Annotated in this window: 14 protein-coding genes; 6 read left to right on the forward strand and 8 right to left on the reverse strand. The window is 61.7% G+C overall.

Features of this window, described 5'->3' with window-relative positions; all coding sequences use genetic code 11:
- Positions 1-15 precede the first annotated feature (15 nt).
- Positions 16-486, forward strand: a complete 471-nt coding sequence (locus ACS92L_RS06950; RefSeq protein WP_438768014.1) for a DUF1348 family protein — start codon at positions 16-18, stop codon at positions 484-486.
- Here ACS92L_RS06950 and recC read toward each other — a convergent pair.
- The 3 genes from recC to ACS92L_RS06965 form a co-directional block, all read right to left on the reverse strand.
- Positions 483-3,998: an exodeoxyribonuclease V subunit gamma gene (recC, locus tag ACS92L_RS06955; protein WP_438768015.1), complete on the reverse strand. Its 3,516-nt coding sequence runs from the start codon at positions 3,996-3,998 to the stop codon at positions 483-485. The two genes, ACS92L_RS06950 and recC, sit on opposite strands and share 4 nt — an antisense overlap.
- A 120-nt stretch (positions 3,999-4,118) precedes the next feature.
- Positions 4,119-4,949, reverse strand: coding sequence for an SDR family NAD(P)-dependent oxidoreductase (locus ACS92L_RS06960; RefSeq protein ID WP_438768016.1), 831 nt, complete (start codon positions 4,947-4,949; stop codon positions 4,119-4,121).
- Positions 4,950-5,044: 95 nt separating this feature from the next.
- Entirely contained in the window at positions 5,045-6,328 is a 1,284-nt protein-coding gene (locus tag ACS92L_RS06965; RefSeq protein ID WP_438768018.1) for an MFS transporter, read from the reverse strand.
- 318 nt (positions 6,329-6,646) lie between these two features.
- Here ACS92L_RS06965 and argE point away from each other — a divergent pair, with 318 nt between their 5' ends.
- The 3 genes from argE (at position 6,647) to ACS92L_RS06980 (ending at position 9,017) form a co-directional block, all read left to right on the forward strand.
- Positions 6,647-7,840, forward strand: coding sequence for an acetylornithine deacetylase (gene argE / locus ACS92L_RS06970; RefSeq protein WP_438768019.1), 1,194 nt, complete (start codon positions 6,647-6,649; stop codon positions 7,838-7,840).
- Positions 7,841-8,020: 180 nt separating this feature from the next.
- Entirely contained in the window at positions 8,021-8,404 is a 384-nt protein-coding gene (locus ACS92L_RS06975; protein ID WP_438768021.1) for a hypothetical protein, read from the forward strand.
- A 187-nt stretch (positions 8,405-8,591) separates the two neighbouring features.
- On the forward strand, positions 8,592-9,017 hold the full coding sequence (locus ACS92L_RS06980) for a hypothetical protein (RefSeq protein ID WP_438768023.1): 426 nt from the start codon (positions 8,592-8,594) through the stop codon (positions 9,015-9,017).
- A 96-nt stretch (positions 9,018-9,113) separates the two neighbouring features.
- On the opposite strand, the gene ACS92L_RS06985 is transcribed toward ACS92L_RS06980, so the two are convergent.
- The 4 genes from ACS92L_RS06985 to ACS92L_RS07000 all read right to left on the reverse strand — a co-directional run bounded on the left by ACS92L_RS06985 (position 9,114) and on the right by ACS92L_RS07000 (position 12,620).
- Complete coding sequence (locus tag ACS92L_RS06985; protein WP_438768024.1) at positions 9,114-9,545, reverse strand: OsmC family protein; 432 nt, start codon at positions 9,543-9,545, stop codon at positions 9,114-9,116.
- A gap of 122 nt (positions 9,546-9,667) precedes the next feature.
- Complete coding sequence (gene tpx, locus ACS92L_RS06990) at positions 9,668-10,168, reverse strand: thiol peroxidase (protein ID WP_438768025.1); 501 nt, start codon at positions 10,166-10,168, stop codon at positions 9,668-9,670.
- Positions 10,169-10,248: 80 nt separating this feature from the next.
- Positions 10,249-10,803, reverse strand: coding sequence for a histidine phosphatase family protein (locus ACS92L_RS06995; protein ID WP_438768027.1), 555 nt, complete (start codon positions 10,801-10,803; stop codon positions 10,249-10,251).
- 140 nt (positions 10,804-10,943) lie between these two features.
- Positions 10,944-12,620: a glucan biosynthesis protein gene (locus ACS92L_RS07000; protein ID WP_438768028.1), complete on the reverse strand. Its 1,677-nt coding sequence runs from the start codon at positions 12,618-12,620 to the stop codon at positions 10,944-10,946.
- A 464-nt stretch (positions 12,621-13,084) separates the two neighbouring features.
- On the opposite strand from ACS92L_RS07000, the gene ACS92L_RS07005 reads away from it, so the two are divergent.
- Positions 13,085-14,383 carry an exonuclease SbcCD subunit D C-terminal domain-containing protein gene (locus ACS92L_RS07005; RefSeq protein WP_438768029.1) on the forward strand — a complete coding sequence of 433 codons (1,299 nt, stop codon included), beginning with the start codon at positions 13,085-13,087 and terminating at the stop codon, positions 14,381-14,383.
- Positions 14,380-17,688 (forward strand): AAA family ATPase, encoded by a 3,309-nt coding sequence (locus ACS92L_RS07010; RefSeq protein WP_438768030.1) that lies wholly within the window; start codon positions 14,380-14,382, stop codon positions 17,686-17,688. Before ACS92L_RS07005 ends, ACS92L_RS07010 begins: the two co-directional genes overlap by 4 nt.
- Positions 17,689-17,761: 73 nt before the next feature.
- On the opposite strand, the gene ACS92L_RS07015 is transcribed toward ACS92L_RS07010, so the two are convergent.
- A complete protein-coding gene (locus tag ACS92L_RS07015; RefSeq protein ID WP_438768032.1) occupies positions 17,762-18,340 on the reverse strand; it encodes a hypothetical protein in 579 nt (192 codons plus the stop codon).
- Positions 18,341-18,564 lie beyond the last annotated feature (224 nt).

Genomic DNA, 18,564 nt, shown 5'->3' on the forward strand with positions numbered 1-18,564 from the left:
TGATGGAGACGCCGCATGGAAAGCCGCCCGCCGCTTCCGCCGTTTGACAAAGACAGTGCCCGCCAGAAGGTGCGCGCCGCCGAGGATGCCTGGAATACCCGCCAGCCTGAAAGGGTCGCCGGGGCCTACAGCGAGGATTCACGCTGGCGCAACCGCACCGAGTTCTTTCAGGGGCGCGAGGCCATCATCGAGTTTCTGCGCCGCAAGTGGCAGCGCGAAAACGACTATCGGCTGTGCAAGGAGCTCTGGGCCTTTACGGACAACACCATCGGCGTGCGCTTTCAGTATGAGTGGCGCGACCGCTCCGATCAGTGGTATCGCGCCTACGGCAACGAGATGTGGGAATTCAACGAGCACGGCCTGATGGTGCGCCGCGAAGCCAGCATCAACGAGATCCCTATCGAGGACGGTGAGCGCCGCTTTCGCTGGCCCACGCCCGGCCCTCGCCCGCAGGATCATCCGGGGCTCAATCAACTGGGGCTTTAAGCGCCCTGCTCGCCCGCGGCGCCGCGCCCGCCATTGGCCAGCGCCGCCAGCGTTTCCATGAAAGGCTCATAAAGGGTTCGGGTAGCGTGCTCGAAACCGGCCTCACGAAGGGCATCAAAACGCGGCCAGAGCTCCCCCATCATCGGTTCACGCTCGCACAGCGCCGCCGGCCCGTTGAAGCTGGCCTCCTCATGGCAGACGCGGGCCCGTTCAAGCCCCGCTTCTCGGTAATCGCCCTCGCTTTCGTCATCGGCGCGTTTTGGCCAACCGGCAAAATACTCCAGTGCCAGCTCAAGCGTTGTGGGCACCGGCGCATCACCGGCACGGCGCCACTGCTGACACAGTGAAAAGAGCGTGTTGCGAGCGTCCTCAACGGTGATGACCGGCAGATCCAGCTGTCGATCCTCGAACAAGACCGTTGCCATGACCGATTCGCCCATGGCGGTCAGGGCGAGCTGCTCAAGCCAGGCCCGCATCAGCCGATGCGGCTTGCCGTAATGCGTCAGCCGCCCGCCACGGTCGCGACGCAGGTGGCCAAAGTGCGCCGGCGCCAGCACACAGCGATGGAGCACGCCTGTCTCGTTGCGCCACAGACCGTCGATGCGATCCGCCAGCACGGTCGTGCCGGCCTCGTCGATCAACTCGACACGCATCGCCTCGACGGGTGTCAGAGCGTCTGTCAGCTCCTGCCACTGGCTGAGCTGTTGTCTCAGCGGCTTGATCAGATCCTGTGCCAGGCGCTCACCAAACCCCAGCGCCGGCAGCATGCCCTTGCGCCGCGACTCATCCAGCATCTCGCTTAAATCGCGCTCGCGGCGGGCACCTTCCAGCAGATGTTTTTTAAAACCAAAGCGCTCAAGCCCGTCCAGCCCGAAGGGCTCGGCGTCCTCTTCTGCCAAGGCGACAGGATGAAAATGAATGCCCAGACGCCCGGCCGTACAGACCGACCAGGGGCGTCTCAAAAGCCGCTCCAGATCGTCAAGCCCTGCGGCGGCCTCGGGCGGCGCGGCCGCGCCCAGCGGTTCAATGGCAGTGGCTGGTACGGGGTGATGCACGCTTTCCCAGCTGCGTTCAAAGGTATAAAGCCGTGCCGGGCGCCCGTCGGGGTCGACGGCTTTGGGAGGGGCGAAATAGGCTCGCGCGAAAGGCTGCAGCGGATGCGTGGTGATCAAACGCGCCAGCAGCGCGGTCTCATCGTCACCCGCGCTTGCTCGCCAGCCCATCGACAGGGTATCGAGCAGCTCGCTGACCAGAATCGAGGGCGCACGTTCGCTGTTGTCGCGCTGATCACGTCCGACCCAGGAAACGGTCAGCGCCTCGCGAGTGGCCAGCATCGCCTCCAGCATCAGATAGCGGTCATCGTCACGTCGCGAGCGGTCGCCGCTGCGATGGCGCGTGGCCATCAGGTCAAAGTCCTGCGGCAGGCGCACTCGCGGATAGTCACCATCGTTCATCCCTAAAAGCCAGGTATGGCGAAACGGGATGGCCCGCATGGGCATCAGCGTGGCGAAGTTGACCCGCCCGGCCAGAAAGCGCTGGGCAAGGCCGCCCTCGTCCAGCCGGTCGGTCAGCGCCTCGCGAAAGACCGTCAGCGGTAGCGCCTCATCGAAATCGCCGCACTCGCCCTCCTCCGCCAGCGTTCGGGCGGCACGCGACAAACGCTCGAGAATATCGAAATCGTTTTGCTCGACGGGTTCGAACAGCGCCGCGACCATCGCCTCCAGCCGCGCCACCCAGTCGTCGATGCTCACGGGCGTTTTCAGGGTCTGGTACCAGTGCCGCAGGCGGGCCATCAGCTCGGCCAGCCGACCGGCAAGATCCGCTTCCAGCCCGCCGATCTCGTCATAGGCCTGGATGCCGTCAAAGCTGCCCTCGCCGATGGCAAAACCCAGCAGCATCCGATCCAGACCGAACTGCCAGGTGTTTTCGGAAAGTCCCGGCAGCGCCAGCGTATCGCGATGTTCACCGTCCAGCCCCCAGCGCACGCCGCTGCCGGCCAGCCAATGCGAGAGTTTTTCGAGCTCGTCCTCCTCGATGCCAAAGCGGCGGCGAAAGGCGGGCACCTCCAGCCAGTCGAGCACCTCGCTGACGCCCAGGCGCCGCTCGGGCAGCTCCAGCAGCGACAGCGCCGCACTCAGCAGTGGGCTTGCCCCGGAGGCGATACGGTCAGACACCGTATAGGGAATATAGCGCGCGTCATCCCGCGGGATCTGCCCGAACACGGCGTCAATCAGCGGCGCGTAGCGCTCGACATCCGGCACCAGCACGACCATATCGCGCGGGCGCAGACTCGCATCGCGGGCGAAGGCATCCAGCATCTGATCATGCAGGATCTCGACTTCCCGCAGCGGCGAATGGGCGCGGGTAAAGGCAAGCGAGCAGTCATCGCGTTCGATCAACCGCTTGCCGCCCTCTTCTTCGGCGCGCCGGGCCGGATGGACCAGATCCAGCACCTCCTGTTGAAGCTGGTGCAAAAGACTCGACGGCGCCGTCTGCTGCGGGTCGCGAAAGATGTCGTGCTCCATGTCGAAGGCGTTGTCGGCCTCGAAGTCATAGAGCGCCTCGATAAAATCGCGCCCCTGCGCGCCCCAGCCGGCCAGCAGCGGATTGGCGCTGAGATGCAGCGTCTCAACGTCCAGCCCTTCAAGGGTGGGCGCGTTTTGATGGCGCTGGCGATGGCTGTCACGCTTGAGTCGGGCGCGCAGCGCTTCGCGGTCGGCCACGATATCGCCCCAGTAAAAGCGACACGGATTGGCCACCATCAGCACCACATCCATCACGCCGGACAGAGCGTGCAGCGCTTCGAGCAGCTGAAACGGCAGCGCCGAGATACCAAAGACAAAAAGCCGCCGTGGTAGCCCCTTCGGCACCGCCTCAAGGGCGCGTGCCTGCACCAGAAACCGGTCGTGCAGCGCCGCGCGGTGATGGCGCTGCGCCTCTTCTGAAGCATCTTCCAGCAGCGCGCGCCACAGTACGGGCTGCCAGTGATCCACCGGGGCGATATCAAAAGGCGCGGTCTCACCCTGCGCCCAGGCCGCCATCCAGTCAGGCCGGTAGACCAGATACTGGTCGAACAGGTCCGCCAGTCTTGAGGCCAGCTGATAGCTCTTGCGCTCGCCGCAGGGCGCCGCCCCCTCGGCCTGCCCGTCCGCAGGCATTTCATCATCGAGATAGTGGGCCAGAGGGGCAAATTCGCTCTGGCGCAAAAGACGCGGCAGCAGCCGCATCAATCGCCAGGTCATCGGCCCCTTGTCAAAGGGCGAGCGTTTGGGAATGTCATCGCCGAGCACGGCGCGGTAGGCGCGCCAGACAAAGCTTGAAGGCAGGGGAAAATCCAGCGAGGCCGCCACGCCATGATGCTGTGCCAGGCACAGCTGCAGCCACTGTGCCATGCCGTTGGACTGGACCAGAAAGGTCTCGCTTTCGAGCGGCGCCAGCGGATCGCGTTCCGACAGGGCCGTTGCCAGATCGCGCAGATCCTCGAGGTGGTTGGCATGCAAAACGGTAAACATCGCACTCCCGGCGGCACAGCAGACGGTGGGGCCGCCTATCCTACCTGCCCCGCCGGGAACTGCGAAGCCTTCATGCGGTAGGCGCGAGGTTATAAGCGCCCGAGGCTCGATGCGACAGGGCTAGACGCCCAGGTCATGGTCCGGGCGCATGTCATAACGCATGACGTTGTGCATGAAGGCGCCATCGACATAGAGCGTGGTGCCGGTGATATAGCGCGCCTGCTCCGAGCACAAAAAGACCGTGACGCCGGCGACATCCTTCGTCTCGCCGATAAAGCCCAGCGGAATCCAGCTGTTCATGTTGTCGATGCCAAGCGCTTCGTTGTCTTCCTGATTGATATCGGTCTGGATGGCACCGGGGGAAAGGCCCACCACGCGAATGCCGTACTCGCCCCACTCCACGGCGGCAGCGCGCGTCAGCGTCTTGAGACCGGCCTTGGCCACGCTATAGTGCGCCACACCCTTGCGGGTTACTTCATCATGGATGGACTGGACGTTGATGATGACACCGCCCTGACCTGCCTTTTTCATGCGCCGGGCGGCGTGCTGCGAGCAGTAAAACGGCGCGTTGAGGTTGACGTTCATCAGCGTCTGCCAGTCCTCGCGCGGCATGTCTTCCAGCGCGTGGGCGTTTTCAAAGCCGGCATTGTTGATCAGGATGTCGATGCGTTCAAACTGGCTGTCGAACTGTTCAAACATGTCATCCACCGCCTGCGGGTCGCCAAGGTCGGCCACCACCACGCCGGTTTTGACCCCACACTCCTTTGCCAGCTGCTCGGCGGTCTCGTTGACCTCATCACGAGGCTTGCGCGTATGAAAGGCCACGTTGGCACCGGCACGGGCCAGTGATTCCGCCATGTGAGCACCGATGCCGCGATTGGCGCCGGTGACCAGTGCCGTTTTGCCCTTGAGCGTGATCTCCATCTGCTTCTCCCTGAGATGACTGTCCATGAAATGATGGCCCGACGCTTGTGTCCTTCAAACGGACATAAAAAAGCCAGGCTCGAATGAGCCTGGCTGATAAGCGTGCGACAGGAAAGCCTGTCTCAGTGCGCCGCCTGCGCGCGGTAGTGATAATGGCGCCGGGCCAGCAAAACGCCCATGACCACGCCCACGCTCATGACACCGGCCACATACCAGGCCGGCGACATCGGCATGCGTTCGATCGAAGTGGTCACGATCATCGGCGTCAGGCCACCGGCGATGGCGTACGCCACGTTGTAGGAAAACGAAAGCCCCGTGAAGCGAATGGCGGCCGGAAAGGACTTGACCGCAATGGCCGGCACGATACCGGTCAGTCCGCCAAAAAAGCCCACCAGCGCATAGAGCGGGAACAGCATCGAGACATCAAAATGCATCAGCCAGAAGAAATAGAAGTACGTGATGCCAAGTCCGGCGCAGTACAGCACCAGCACAATGCCATCGCCGATGCGATCCGCCAGCGCCCCGGCCGTTAGACAGCCAATGATCAGACACACGATCGCCACGCAGTTGGCCTGCAGCGTCAGACCACGATCGATGCCGGCAAAGCTTTGTAAAAGCGTCGGCGTCATCAAAATCGTGACCACCACCGCCGCGGTCAGAAGCCAGGTGGCAATCATGGAGATGGCCACGCCCGGCAGATAGTCGCGCAGCAGGGTCCGCATGGGCAGCTCTTCGGAGAGGGACTTGTTCTCCTGCATTTCGGTAAACACCGGCGTTTCATGCAGGTAGCGACGCAGATAGAGCGTCACAAAACCCAGTACACCACCGACCAGAAACGGCACGCGCCAGCCCCAGCTGTAGAGGGTGTCTTCGCTCATGACGTAGTTCAGCCCGGTCGCCATCAGAGAACCCAGCAAAATACCGGCGACCAGACCCGCTGACAGGGTACTGGTGGCAAAGGCCGTATGACGCGCCGGGACGTGCTCGGTCACAAACACCCACGCGCCCGGCGCTTCGCCGCCGATGGCCGCGCCCTGGAGCATGCGCATGGCCAGCAGCAGAACCGGGGCCAGATAACCGATAGTGGCGTAGGTGGGCAAAAGGCCCATGATCAGCGTGGGCAGCGCCATGAGCATGATGGAGAGCATGAACATCTTCTTGCGGCCCAGCTTGTCGCCGAAGTGCGCCATGACGATGCCGCCAATGGGGCGAGCAATATAGCCGGCGGCAAAAATGCCAAAGGTCTGCACCAGACGCAGCCATTCCGGCATTTCCGGCGGGAAAAACAGCTGGCCGACCACGGCGGCAAAGAAAACAAAGATAACGAAATCGTAGAACTCAAGCGCCCCACCCAGCGCGGAAAGCCCCAGTGTCTTGATATCGCGGGCGCCCAACGGGCGCGTCACGGACGTCGATGGTCCGTTTGAATTGGCATTGTTCATGGGAAAATCGCTATCGAAAAAACCGTTGGCGTGACATCTACAAAGTCAATCTGATCGCGGATCGCACGATGCGCCCGGCCAACGCCTGCGGATCACGCGAGACGGCGTCGGCTGAGCCGGGGCTGATCATACCAGAAAAATCACTCACCAAAGTTGACGAAAGTTCCCCGGACCAGGCGAACTTTCATGGCATCAATGCTGCGTTACACTCACTGTCAGGGCCTGCCAGCAATGGCGTTGTATCAGGCCGTTATTCTTCATTGACCAGGCGCCGAGAATGCCATGACGACAACACCTGCTTCCCTCCCGAGTACCGCCCGCGACATTCTGGCAACGCTTGTCGGTTTTGACGTGCTGTCCCGACAGTCCAATCTGGCCCTGATCGAGTGGGTCGAACGGTTTCTTGACGCTTATGACATCACGCATGAGCGCATCGAAAGCGATGACGGCGAGCGCTTCAACCTGCTGGCTCGTATCGGCCCTGACGTGGCCGGTGGCGTGGTGCTGTCCGGTCATACCGATGTGGTGCCCGTTGAAGGCCAGACCTGGCAGACCGACCCCTTTACCCTGACCGAGCGGGACAACCGGCTTTACGGCCGGGGCAGCTGTGACATGAAAGGTTTTCTGGCCTGCGCCCTGTCGGGTGTGCCGGGCTGGTCACAGCAGGATCTCCAACGTCCGATCTGGCTGGCGCTGTCCTACGACGAGGAGATCGGCTGTCTGGGCGCGCCGCGCATGATCGAGCATCTGGTGGTGCACCACCCCGAGCCCGCCGCCGTCATCGTCGGAGAACCCACTCTGATGGCGCCGGTGACGCTGCAAAAGGGCATTACCACGCTCAAAACGATCGTGCATGGCGTACCCGCCCACTCAAGCCAGGTCAATCAGGGTATTTCGGCCATTCACGTCGCCGCGCGACTGGTCAGTCGCATCGAGAACATCATGAGCGAGCTGGCCGAAGAAAATCATCTCAATGACGCTTTCAACGTGCCCCATTCAAGCCTGCACGTCGGGACCATCCACGGCGGCAACGCCATCAACATCATGGCGCAGCACTGTGAATTCGACTGGGAGATTCGCCATCTGCCCGAGGAAGGGTTCGAGGCCGTTTTCGAGCGCTTTCGCAAACACAGCGACGAGCTGGAAGCCACGCTCAAGGCCGTCAACGCCGACTTTGCCATCGAGACCACCACGCTGACCGACACCGTACCAGGGCTTGAGGATCGCGCCAACGACCGGGCCATGGCCCTGCTGAATAGACTGGGGGTACACGAGCAACAACAGGCCGTGGCCTATGCCACCGAAGCCGGGCAGTTTCAGCGCGCCGGTCTGCAGGCGGTCATTTGTGGCCCCGGCAGCATCGAACAGGCCCACCGGGCCGATGAATTCATTTCGCTGGAACAGCTCGACCGCGGCGAACGCTTCATGCAGTCGCTGGGACACATCATGACCGAGCAGGACACGACCAGGGGTTAACGACGGGTCGAATCCATCGAGGCAGCGCCCTTCTGCCTTCGATGGCTTTTGTGAGACTCGATTCGGGCCGCAGGGCGCCCGCATTGCTTCCAAAGGCCCTTTCACTGCCGCAAATCGCCGCGAATGCCGAGTGCATCAGCAATCAGGGGCTAATATGTACGAATGGATTGATGCGAAAGCGTGAATTTTGCTGATTCAACCATCTATACTGTCACAGAACGTAACGGCACAGCCAGGGACAAGGCCGATGCCGATACTGTACAGATGATAAAAGAAACACGACTGTTACAGTGGAAGGGAGGGAGCCTCATGAAACTTTTCAAACGCAACGCAACGACTGCTGATACCGTACAACATGGCGGTGTAAATCCCTGCTCATCGTCGGGGCAGACTGCCGCCATGCTGATCGATGACAGTGAATATGATCGCAAGGAAGGCTTTGTTCAGCTCAAGCATCGCCTGCAGCGTGCCGAATGGCGCCAGAGACAGGCATACTATGAGAAATACGGCGCCGCGCCTGCACCCAGCATTATCCGTCCGGGACAGGACTGGCTGGTGCATTGACTGCCTGGTGCGCTATCCGAATCTGCTCGTCCGTTTGACGGGGGCCGCTTTGAAAGCGGCCCCTTGCGTATGCAGCATTTGAAAGTATGACATCACAATCATCATGAGGATTACACCGACGCCTTCATCGCGTTGAATCAATGTAATTCGGCTTCAATATTTCTGCTGGAAGGAAACTGGAATGCGTATGTGTCCAGCGTTTATGACAATTCCCCTGAGTCTCGGCCTGCTGCTGGCGCTGCTTCAGGGTCACGTGCAGGCAGGCCCTCAGGCGCAACAGGGCTATCAGGCCTCACCCGGGGCGATCGCCGTTCGCGACGCCAAAAGCGGCCCGAAAGTGGATCGCAACCTGGTTATTCGAACCCTGAATGCCCACAGGGAAGACTTCAAGCGTCGAACCTTCGACACTGTGGCGAAGCCACTGAAGATGGGTGAGCGGCTGCCGGATCACGTCGACAGCGAGCAGCTGCCTGACAGCGTCAAACAGGCCCTGCCCCGCTATGAAGGGTACGCCTGGCGCCGAATCGGCAACGATATTGTGCTGATCGGCATCGCCTCCAACACCTTCTATGACATCTTCCCGGGCGTTCTGGAAGAGCCCGAGACGCCATGACGGCGCCGGCCCTGGTCAGGGCAGACCATATAAAAGGGGCCCCGCCAGTGGCGGGGCCCCTTTTTATTCGGCTTGCCGGTTCACCAACCCTGGCAATCAGCCTTCAAGGCGTGCATCAAGCGTGATGTCGGCATTGAGCAGACGCGAGATCGGGCATCCTTCCTTGGCGTCGTTGGCGGCCTTCTCAAAAGTCTGCTGATCAGCCCCCGGGATGCGAGCGACCGTGGTCAGAGCCACCTTGCTGACGTAAAAACCGCTGTCGTCCTGATCCAGAGTGACCGTGGCTTCTGTCTTGATACTTTCCGGCTCCAGGTCGGACTGACCCAAGATCATGGACAGGGCCATGGAGTAGCAGCTGGCATGTGCCGCGCCGATCAGCTCTTCCGGATTGGTGCCCGGCTGGCCTTCGAAGCGGGTATTGAAACCGTAGGGATTTTCCTTGAGCGCGCCGCTTTCAGTGGAAACGACACCCTTGCCTCGCTTCAGGCTTCCTTCCCATTGGGCAGAACCTTTTTTCTGAATGGCCATTACATGCCTCCCTGGTACAGATCGTGATTACAAGTCCCTGTGTCCTGTTGATGCGACAGGACACTCATCGAAAGGATAGTCAGTCCTGACGCCCTGACAACCAAAGCCGGCATAACCTTTTCCTACAGCGCCGATAGCGCCGCCTCGTAATCGGGCTCGTTTTTGATCTGATCGACCAGTTCGCTGTGGAGTACGCGATTGTGCTCGTCGAGGACAATCACGGCGCGAGCGCACAGCCCGCGCGGGCGACCGCTGCGGATATCGACCCCATAGGCCTGAACGAACTCGGCGTGGTGGCGAAACGTGGACAGCATCATGACGTTGTCCAGTCCCTCTGCGCCACAAAAGCGCCCGGCAGCAAAGGGCAGATCCGCCGAAATGACCAGCACGACCGTATTGTCGAGTCCTGATGCCTGTTCATTGAATTTGCGCGTGGACGTCGCGCAGGTGCCGGTATCGATACTCGGCACGATCGAGAGCACCTTGCGCCGGCCGGCAAAATCCTCGAGCGAGACCTCGTTCATCTCCCGACCTGTCAACACAAAGGACGCCGCCTCATCGCCCGGCGCGGGGAAATGCCCGCCAACGTCCACCCGGTCGTCGCCATAGCCTACTGTCGTCATATAAAGCCTCTCTCTGATCGCTCCCTGAAACCCTCATTGGTACGGGCACCCTGAAGCATGGATACGGACATCCTGCCGGGCTACCAGCCCTGCCACGGCGCAAGCTGCCAGACACGCTGTCCGGGCGCCGGCGGCTGGCACAGGACAGGTGCCACATTGCCGATGCGCGCCCCGTAGGGATGCCCCTGAGTCACGTTGCAGATCACTCGAAAAACGCCGGAATGCGCCACAACCAGCGGGCATTCAAAGCGTGTCAGCAGCTCATTGAGTACATCCAGCACCCGACCCTGAAAGTCCACCCAGGCCTCGCCGCCTTCCGGCGTGTCGAAATAGGGCATGGGGTCCTGAATGGGCGTTTTTTCAAGCGCGCCCCAGTGGCGCTCCCGAAGCCCTGCATGGAAATGAAGTTCACTGCCGGGCAGCGCCAGCCGGGCGGTCTTGCGCGCCCGAAACATGGTGCTGACGGCAACACGGGACCAGTCCCGGCGTCCCAGCACGGTGCTGACATCACGCGCCTGGGACTCGCCAAACGGCGTCAGGGGCACATCCGGGCTGCCGGCAATGAGGCAGGCACGGTTATAAAAGGTTTCGCCATGGCGAAGAAAGACAAAGGGGCGCGGCAGTAGCTCGCTCATTGAAAATCCCGGCGCTTATGGATCAGCGGATAGTTTCTTTAGTGTACGCCTCGCAACCGGCAGACGTTACTTTCTGGGGTTATCACATCAATAAAACGGACCCCGAAGGGCCCGTCGCACGACACCTGGCGCCTGTAATATCAGCCGTGGTGATCCCAGTTGCGCTCATTTGGCGCCGGGGGCACGAACTGATAAAGCCAGGTCTCGCTCAGCGTCTGATTGCCCTGGCGTAGATAGACCCGCAGCGTGACCGGGTCGGTCTGCTCGCTTTTGGGATACCAGTCAAACTGTGCGCGCCACATCTGCAGCGGCCCGCCCAGCTTGGTGACCGACACGACCTGTGTTTCGCCGGTGGAAGCCGACACGACAGCTTCCATCTCGGCATCGGCCGGCATGTCGTTGATGGGCGCGCCACGGAAATCCACAGCAAAGCGACGCGCCCAGGTCTCCGGTGAATGCTCGCCGGGAATCCAGCCGTCGCGTACCGCGCCGATACCGGTCCAGGTCTTGTCGACCTGACCCACCGAGGGCCTGACGGGCGGATGCGGACTCCAGTACAGGTTGTAGCTGTAGCTCAGCTCCTGGCCGGCCTCGACCGGCTCGGCGGGCTGCCAGAAGGCAGCGATATTATCGACCGTTTCGCCCATGGTCTGAAGCTCGATGAGCGTAATCGAGCCCTTGCCCCAGTCACTGGTCGGCTCGCACCAAAGGCTCGGGCGGGCGTGATAGTAGTTGACCACATCACGATAGTGCTCGAAGTCGTGATCGTCCTGGACCAGTCCAAACCCGCGCGGGTTTTCATCCTCAAAGGTGTTGTACTGCAAAACGTCCGGGTTATAGAGCGGCCGACAGATCCACTCGCCGTCACCGCTCCAGATCGAGAGCCGATCGGAGTCATGGATCAGGGGTACGACCGTATCGCGACGCAGCCGCTGGCTGGTCCCGGTCAAAAACATGCTGGTCATGGGCGAGATGCCCAGACGCTCGATGCTCTTGCGCGGATAGACATTGGCCTCCACGCCCATGACCACCCGTTCGGACTGACAGTCGATATCGAACCTGTAGGCGCCCGTCACGCTTGGAGAGTCCAGCAGGGCGTAGACGGTAAAGCGGGCCCGGTTGGCCGATGGCTCGTCAAACCAGAAATGCGTGAAGACCGGAAACTCTTCCTCGCCCTCTTCTGCCGGCATGGCCGTATCGATGGCCAGCCCGCGCGCCGACAGACCGAACTGATTGTTCTTGTCGATGGCGCGGAAATAGCTGGCCCCCAGAAAGGAGACGACGTTGGCCAGCGCCGAGAAATCGGGATTTCGCGATACCCGCCAGCCGGCAAAGCCCAGATCGTGATTCTTGAGCTGGTCGACATCGATGCCCGTGCCTTCATAGGTGAAAAGCTCGGGGCGGAAATGAATCTCGTAGGCTTTGCCATCCACCACGCTGTGCATGCGCACCGGCTGGTTGAACTGCATGCCGACGTGAAAGAACTGCGCCTGAACCGCGGCATCGCCACGGTCGGACCACATGGCATGATCCTGGTCGTACTGAATGGCCTGATATTCGTGCGGATCAAGATTGTCGAGCGTCAGCGTATCGGGCAGCGTTTCGGTCGTGTCCTGATAGTCGGCGGTCGCCATTTCGCGGGCGTGTGACTTGAGCCAGTCAAAGTCGAAATCGGTGCCCTTCTCATCCAGCGCCAGCCCGATGCCCTCGCCCGGCCCGCGGTTATTGTTGCCACTGGCACGCGCCAACAGGGACTTGGTCGACATGCCCAGCGCAGAGAGCGCAGCAGACGCCTTGAGTAGAGTTCTTCGATCCATGGACAAGACTTTCCTTTTAAGACGATACGACCCTGCCTGAGCCGCAATCCATAATTGAGTTGAAAGGGGGTCAGCCCATCATGAGGCTTTCGGATGACCCAAGGTTAACCAGAATCGACCATCATATGCATTGGCGGTTCCTTTGCCCTTGCGTAAAACATGGTGACGCTGTGTCACCGTCTGCCGCCCGGGCCCTGCGCCCGCCGTCGATACCGGCGTGTTCGCCTCGTATGACACCGGGCACGCCATCGCCGGTCCGACGACAGGGCAGGAATATACCCGGATCGCCGGGGCGTTCCTATTATGTCCAGCTTGAGAGACACAACCATGACCTGCCGATTTCACGATCACACCAACACGCCCCCTGTCATTACATCCTCGATGCCCTCATGATTTCGACAACCGCTCGATAACGGCCGGATAATTTATGCCCGGGGCATTCCTTCTCATGACGGTAGCGTTTGATGAAACTGATTCATACCGCTGACTGGCATCTCGGTCAGCGCTTTCACGGCCAGTCGCGCCACAACGAGCACCGCCACTTTCTTGACTGGCTGCTGGAGACGCTCGACGAGCGAGCGCCTGACGTTTTGCTGATCGCCGGCGACATCTTTGATGTCATCAACCCCTCCATGGCCGCCCAGTCACTGCTCTACGATTTCCTGATAGGCGCCCATGAGCGTCTGCCGCAGCTGACCATCGTCATGATCGCCGGCAACCATGACAGCGGTGCACGCATCGAACTGCCCGCCCCGCTGCTGCGCCGTCTCAATACGCATGCCCTCGGACGCATTATCCGTCTCGACAGCGGCGCCCCGGACGTGGCGCGTCTGATGGTGCCCCTGCCGGACAGCCACGGCGTCACGCGCGCCTGGTGTCTGGCCCTGCCTTTTCTGCGCCCGGCTGAAGTTACCGGCACCGAGACCGACACATCCACACCGGCATCGATTCAGGAAGATGACGCGCCGCCCGCCACGCCCGGCGACAACTACGTGCGCGGCATGGTGCGTGTTCATGAGGCGCTTTTTGAAGCAGGCATTCAAAAGCGAGAGCCGGGCCAGGCATTGATCGCCATGAGTCACGCCCATCTCCATGGCGCCAGCGTCTCCGAACACAGCGAGCGCCCCATCGTGATCGGCGGTGAAGAGTCCCTGTCGGCCTCGCTGTTTCCGAAAGAGATCGCCTATGTCGCGCTGGGCCATCTGCACAAGCCGCAGCGTGTGGGCAGTGACCATATCCGCTACAGCGGCTCGCCGCTGGCCATGGATTTCTCCGAGACCCACTACCCGCATCAGGTACTTGAAGTGGCCTTCGAAGGCGAACACCTCAAGGAGGTCACATCACTGCCTATCCCGCGCGCCGTGGCCATGCACCGCGTGGGGCCGCTGCCGCTGGAGGACGTTCTCGACACGCTGACAGGCACTGACTTGCCGGACGACACGCAAACCGATCTGCCACGCGAGCAGTGGCCCTGGCTGGATGTGCGGGTCGTTCTGGACGCCCCTCGAGTGGATCTGCGCCCGCTCATCGAGCGCGCCCTCAAGGACAAGGCCGTGCGCCTGGTGAGTATCACGACGCAGATAGCGCGGCCACAGCCGTCGCAACAGCCCCATGAGTCACTGGATGCGCTGGGCCCGGCGGATCTTTTCAGCCGTACCTGGACGCGCGAGTACGGCGACGCCCCGCCCGAGGAAGTCATGCAGGATGTTCAGACCCTGCTGCAGGAACTGCTTGACGATGAGCCGCCCGAGGAAACCTCATGAAAATTCTGGCCCTTCGCCTTCACAACATCGCTTCGCTGAGCGGCCCGCACACCATCGACTTCACCGAGCACCCGCTCGACAGCGCCGGGCTCTTTGCCATTACCGGGCCCACCGGGGCGGGCAAGAGCACCCTGCTGGACGCGCTGTGTCTGGCCCTTTATGGCAGCACCCCTCGCCTTCGCACCGCGCCGGGGCGCGACTCCGTTTCCCCGGACGTCGGCGAGGAGACCCTGACCACCGCGGATGCGCGCACCCTGCTGCGACGGGGTGAAAGCAGCGGCTATGCCGAAGTCGATTTTCAGGGCCGTGACGGCGCCCATTATCGGGCCTGCTGGCGAGTGCGACGCGCGCGCCACAAGGCAGACGGCAAGCTTCAGGGCGTCGAGCAGAGCCTGATGTCGCTGCCGGACCAGACCGTAATCACTTCGCAAAAACGCGAGTTTGATCGCCTGCTGCCGCAGCACCTCGGCCTGAGTTTCGAGCAGTTCACCCGCGCGGTGCTGCTGGCGCAAAGCGAATTCAGCGCTTTCTTGAAAGCCGATGACAACCAGCGCAGCGAGCTGCTGGAAAAGCTGACCGATACCGGTATCTATTCGCGCCTGTCCATTGCCGCCTTTCAGCGGACCCGGGCCTGCGAGCGCGACGTGGCCGACCTGGAGGCACAGCTCGGCCATCAGACGCCGGCCAAACCCGAGGCGCGCGCCTTGCTGGAGCAGCGCGCCGACGACGCCCGGGCCGAGCTTCAAAAGCTTCAGGCGCAGCAACAGGCCCTTGAGCGCGAGCAGGCCTGGCTTGTCACCGATGAACGCCTTGAAACGCACTGGCACGGCGCCTGCCGGGCCCATGACCAGGCCCTTGAGGCGCACCGCGAGCAAAAAGCGCAGCGCCAGTGGCTGTCCCATCTCGAGGCACTGGCACCCGCACGGCATCTTTTCCAGCAGCACGATACGGCATGTCAGACGCTCAAATCGCTGGACGCGCGCCTTGAAACCGCAGGAGACCAGCTTACCGCCACCGGTCGCCAGCGTGACGAGATCGCCGAGCAGCACAAGGCCCATCAAAGGCAACTGGAAACCCGACGTCAGCACTACCGCCAGCAGCAGCCGCTGATGGAACAGTGCGCCCTTGATGAACAGAAATATAACGACCTGCAACAGCGGGCCCGGCACACCGAGCAGCAGCTCGGCGAGCAGCGCCGCGCCCTGGATGAGCAGGACAAGGCCCTGGCCACCTGCCGACAAAAAGAGATTGAGCAGCGACGCACGCTCAAGGAAATCGACACGCGTCTGGCGGCAATTACCGAGGGCGCCGAATCCTTCACGCAGTGGCGTGAGGCCGTCCAGAACCGACTGGATCAATACCGCCAGCAGCGTCAGGCGCTGGACGATCTCAACCATGCCCACGACCACTGGCATCAGCTCGATCAGCGTATTCAGACGCTGGACGCACGTCAGGCCACGGATCGTCACACGCTGGAAAGGCTGCGCGAAGAAGGCACCAGCGCGCGCACCGGCCTTGATCAGCAAAGAACAGCGCTTGAGCGGCTTGAAAAGAGCATCGCAAGTCTGCGCGCCGCGCGCAGCGACAGCGTCCCTGCCATGCGTGAGGGTCTGGAGGCAGACACGCCGTGCCCGGTATGTGGCAGCCTTGACCACCCTTACGTACATCGCCCGCCGTCGCAGCCCGCCCATGACATGCTGCTGGCCACCGAACGCGAAGAGCAGCGCCAGCTCGATGAAGCACGCCAGGCTAGAGACCGCCTGGATCAGCGCTGCGCCGAGCTGCGAGGTCAATACGGCGAACTCAACAGTGCCATCACGCAGCGACAAAACGAGCTCGAGACCCTTACGGCCCAACGAGACGAGGCCCGGCGCCACCTCGACAGCCGTGGCGAAAGCGAAACGCTGCTGGCAGTTGCTTCTGACGCCCGCAGCCGCTGGCTTGAAACACGCCGGTCAAAGATTGCCGAACACCATGATCAAGAGGCCGAACGCCTTGCCCGTTTTGACCGCGACCACGCCACCCGAGCGCCCGTTCAGGAAAAGCTGCACGCTCTGGAAGTAGAAGCCACACGTCTGGAGACCGGCGTTACGCATGCCAGGGAACAGCTTCGAACGCTGGAACAGACACATGCCCCCCTGGCCGGTGAACGCGACAGACTGTCTCGAACGCTTGAGGCGCAGCTTGGCCATTACCCGAGCGTCGGCGCCTGGCGAGAGACGCTCGACCGCGACATCGAAACGTGCGAACAGCAACTCAACGCCGCGCAGAAGCAGCTGGAAGCGTGTGACGAGCAGTACCGCCAACATCACCAGCAACGCCTGCAGCTTCAACAGCAGCATGACGATCAGGTGCTTGCCCGGGATAACCTGTCCCGGGCGATGGCGCAGTGGCGCAGCGCCCATCCTGACATCGATGATGACACTCTGACGGCGCTGCTGGCAGTGACCACCGAGCAGCATCAAAGGCTCTCGCACGACGTGGCAGCCACGGATCAGCGCCTCAACGAAGCGCATCTGCTCAGCCAGGAGCGCCTGGAAGTGCTGACGCAGCATCGCGACCACTACGGCGAGCATGCCATGTTCCCCGAGGCCGCCGTGCCGTCTCAGGACGACACACGCTCTCTCAGGATATGGCGCGATGAGCGTCTGGCCGAGCTGACCCGATATCAGACCCACCTTGAAGCGCATCTCCCACAGGCCCAGAGCGCACGGGATGAGGCCGATCACGCCCTTCGCCACGACGATCACTGCCGTGAGCGAGCACGCGAGATCGAGCAGACGCTGGAACAGCGCCGGCGTGAGGTGACTCGCTGGGGCCGCATTTCGGGGTTGATCGGTGCCTCCGATGGCAAGAAGTTCCGCCGTATCGCCCAGGGCTGGAATCTGGAGCGGCTGATCGAGCATGCCAATATCCATCTTGAGAGCCTGGCACGACGCTATCGTCTGGCGCGTGGGGGCAGCGAGCTGGGGCTACTGGTCATCGATACGGAAATGGGCGACGAACGCCGCTCCGTTCACTCGCTGTCGGGTGGGGAAACCTTTCTGGTATCGCTGGCGCTGGCACTGGCGCTGGCTTCAATGGCCTCCAACCAGCTCACCATCGAGACCCTGTTCATCGATGAAGGGTTTGGCAGCCTTGACCCTCAGTCGCTGTCCCAGGCCATGGATGCGCTCGACGCGCTGCAGTCACTGGGTCGCCGGGTGGGCGTTATCTCGCATGTTCAGGACATGCATGAGCGCATACCGGTTCAGATTCGCGTGGCCCCCCGCGGCAACGGTCAAAGCGATATCAGCCTGAGCTGAATACGGCGTCAGAAATGATGTTTCAATCATAAAAAAGGGCCTCCGTAGAGGCCCTTGTTCGTTCAGGGAAGACCTACAGCGCCAGCCAGGCCGCCAGCACCAGAATCGCCATCAGCCCTATATACAGGGCAACGCGCACCATCGGCTTGAACTCGAGCGCCGGAATGCTGACCAGCGACAGACGCGAAAAGCGCAGCAGACACCAGATCACGCCCAGCACGACCAGAATCACGATGAAAAACGGCAGGCTGATGCCGATAAAAAGGGCCTGCCACTGCGGCACCGTGTTGACCGCTGTCGGACTGAGCATCAAAAAGAGCGTGCCACCAAGAGCAAACAGGCCGATATCAAAGGTGGTACTCAAAAGACGCGTGCCAATCACCTTCAGTGAGCGGGTGACCGGGTTATCGCGCATCAGATCGCGCGCCATGAAGGCAATAACGGCAAAAAAGAGCGAGACCAGCCCCAGCGCGCTCCAGTAGGAGGAAAAGCCGACGCCTTCGGAGGTATTGCTGCCGGTGGAAATTCCGGTCATCGCCGCATTGCCCCCGTCGCCGTTGAGCTGATGCTGCATCAGCCACTGGGCCAGACCACCGATCAATATCCATAAAACGATGGTAAAAAAGAAATCGCCAATACCTTTTTTCTGCATGGCCGGGGGTCCTTTGATTGCAATGGGCGTAGTGGGTTCAGGCGTTCTATCATGGCAAACAAACGACCACTTCGACAGTTCTGTGTGCCGGCCATGCCGGGATACAGCGCCTGCGTGTCGCCTGTGATGAAAGATGATGTCAGATCAGGCCATTCGCGGTCGTGCCCGACCGGGCATTGACCGGTCTTTAGGGGAACTTAAAAAGCCACACCGACCTCGTTGCG

The organism is Kushneria halocnemicola, assembly GCF_965650455.1.
GTDB lineage: Bacteria > Pseudomonadota > Gammaproteobacteria > Pseudomonadales > Halomonadaceae > Kushneria.

Bases quoted from the DNA above. Each gene is read 5' to 3' on its own strand.
- ACS92L_RS06950 (WP_438768014.1), top strand. From the start codon at position 16: ATGGAAAGCCGCCCGCCGCTTCCGCCGTTTGACAAAGACAGTGCCCGC.
- recC (WP_438768015.1), bottom strand. From the start codon at position 3,998: ATGTTTACCGTTTTGCATGCCAACCACCTCGAGGATCTGCGCGATCTG.
- ACS92L_RS06960 (WP_438768016.1), bottom strand. From the start codon at position 4,949: ATGGACAGTCATCTCAGGGAGAAGCAGATGGAGATCACGCTCAAGGGC.
- argE (WP_438768019.1), top strand. From the start codon at position 6,647: ATGACGACAACACCTGCTTCCCTCCCGAGTACCGCCCGCGACATTCTG.
- ACS92L_RS06980 (WP_438768023.1), top strand. From the start codon at position 8,592: ATGTGTCCAGCGTTTATGACAATTCCCCTGAGTCTCGGCCTGCTGCTG.
- ACS92L_RS06985 (WP_438768024.1), bottom strand. From the start codon at position 9,545: ATGGCCATTCAGAAAAAAGGTTCTGCCCAATGGGAAGGAAGCCTGAAG.
- tpx (WP_438768025.1), bottom strand. From the start codon at position 10,168: ATGACGACAGTAGGCTATGGCGACGACCGGGTGGACGTTGGCGGGCAT.
- ACS92L_RS06995 (WP_438768027.1), bottom strand. From the start codon at position 10,803: ATGAGCGAGCTACTGCCGCGCCCCTTTGTCTTTCTTCGCCATGGCGAA.
- ACS92L_RS07000 (WP_438768028.1), bottom strand. From the start codon at position 12,620: ATGGATCGAAGAACTCTACTCAAGGCGTCTGCTGCGCTCTCTGCGCTG.
- ACS92L_RS07005 (WP_438768029.1), top strand. From the start codon at position 13,085: ATGAAACTGATTCATACCGCTGACTGGCATCTCGGTCAGCGCTTTCAC.
- ACS92L_RS07010 (WP_438768030.1), top strand. From the start codon at position 14,380: ATGAAAATTCTGGCCCTTCGCCTTCACAACATCGCTTCGCTGAGCGGC.
- ACS92L_RS07015 (WP_438768032.1), bottom strand. From the start codon at position 18,340: ATGCAGAAAAAAGGTATTGGCGATTTCTTTTTTACCATCGTTTTATGG.